This window comes from Wolbachia endosymbiont of Glossina morsitans morsitans (assembly GCF_000689175.1).
In the GTDB taxonomy this organism is placed as follows: Bacteria; Pseudomonadota; Alphaproteobacteria; order Rickettsiales; family Anaplasmataceae; genus Wolbachia; species Wolbachia pipientis.
Genome location: NZ_AWUH01000002.1, coordinates 1 through 1,584 on the forward strand (window position 1 = coordinate 1; position 1,584 = coordinate 1,584).

Below are 1,584 nucleotides of genomic sequence, written 5' to 3' on the forward strand. Positions count from 1 at the left end.
TGCAAGATCTGTTGATGTTTCAGTAGCATATGCTGGTAAAATACAAAGCAATACAAATATTACCAGCCTCATAGCTTATCAACAAAAGTAAAATTACCTTCCACATACTGTACATCATCATTATCTTCCAGCTCTTCAACCAATGCAGATAATTTATCAATCAACTCTTTATCGCTAATTTCAATCAGATCTTTTGGCTGCCGTGAAAGACGAGCAAGTTCTGGTTCTCCGAATTTTGCATAAAAGGCATCGCGTACTTTACCAAAATCTTTTATTTCACAAGTTATAACGTGTAATCCTTCTTTGTCATTTTCCTCAACATTCAATACTTCTAATTCGATTCCATGACTGAATAAATCATCAAAATTCACACCCTCTGCTTTATAGACGATTAAGCCTACATGATCGAAAAGGTAACTAACACTTCCTGTTTCTCCTAAATTTCCACCTTTACGAGAAAAGATATAACGTACCTCAGAAGCAGTACGGTTGCGGTTATTAGTCAAGGCATGGACAATGAGTGCAGTGCCAGAAGGCCCATGACCTTCATATTGTATTTCCTCGTAATTTTCTCCAGCAACGTTACCAGTTGCATTTTTTATTGCTGTTTCTATTTTATCTTTTGGTAGATTTTCCTTGCGTGCAGCAAATATAGCAGAGCGAAGGCGCGGGTTGAGTTCGGGATCGGGCAGCCCTTGCTTTGCAGCAACTGTTATTTCTCTAATCATCTTCGTAAATTTTTGAGAGCGCTTTGCATCCTGAGCGCCTTTCCGATGTTTTATATTTGAAAATTGTGAATGACCAGCCATATTCAAATAGTTAGAAACCTAATTATATATCAAAGCATAGAAAAAACTAAAGCAAATTTTCAAGCCTCCGGCTTGGCATCTTGCAGGTTTTCTGCTAATAACATACTTTCATACTAGCTAGCTTCTAAGTCAAGGCCAATAGCTGAATGGGCTGCTATTAAATGGTTAATAGACTTAGAAAAATATTTAGAATCCTTATAGCTTGCCATATTCTGGAAACGCTTAACTGCTGCTAAATATTCACCACGCCTCAGGTAAAATTTACCGATAGAGTACTCTTTTGTTGATATATGCTCTGTGATTAGCTTTGCTTTTTCCTTCATCTCGTCTACATATTCGCTGCCTGGAAAGAGATTAATGTACTCAGTGGCTAGCTCTAAAGTTTTATATGCAGTTTGCTGTCCAAGTTGCACTTTATTAATTTGCATGTAATAAGATAATACTCTTAAGTAGTATACATATGGTAAATCTTCACCATTTGAATAAACATATATATAATCATCCATATCACTTGCAGCACTTCTATAGTTGCCCATATTATAGTGAGAAACCCCAGATAATAATTTTGCTTTCCTTGCCCAATAAGAGAAAGGGTACAAATCCTCTATCTTTTTGAAATGCCCTAATAGCTTGTTTATATTTTTCTGGTCAAAAAGTTCAACTGCTTCTTCATATAGTTCAGTTTCAGTTTTTTCAAGATCATTCGCATACGATTGTGTAAAGGAGCAAATTAGAAAAATAAAGCACGTGATTAAAGTCTTATACATAAGATTTT

Annotated in this window: 2 protein-coding genes; both read right to left on the reverse strand. The window is 35.7% G+C overall.

Features of this window, described 5'->3' with window-relative positions:
- Positions 1-68: 68 nt before the first annotated feature.
- Positions 69-809, reverse strand: coding sequence for a YebC/PmpR family DNA-binding transcriptional regulator (locus tag WGMM_RS00045; RefSeq protein WP_038248082.1), 741 nt, complete (start codon positions 807-809; stop codon positions 69-71).
- A 113-nt stretch (positions 810-922) separates the two neighbouring features.
- Positions 923-1,584, reverse strand: a 662-nt coding sequence (gene bamD, locus WGMM_RS00050) for an outer membrane protein assembly factor BamD (RefSeq protein WP_410543196.1), incomplete at its 5' end; no start/stop codon positions are given.

What these genes read in the sequence shown, in the direction of transcription:
- WGMM_RS00045 (WP_038248082.1), bottom strand. Translation starts at nt 809, where the DNA reads ATGGCTGGTCATTCACAATTTTCAAATATAAAACATCGGAAAGGCGCT.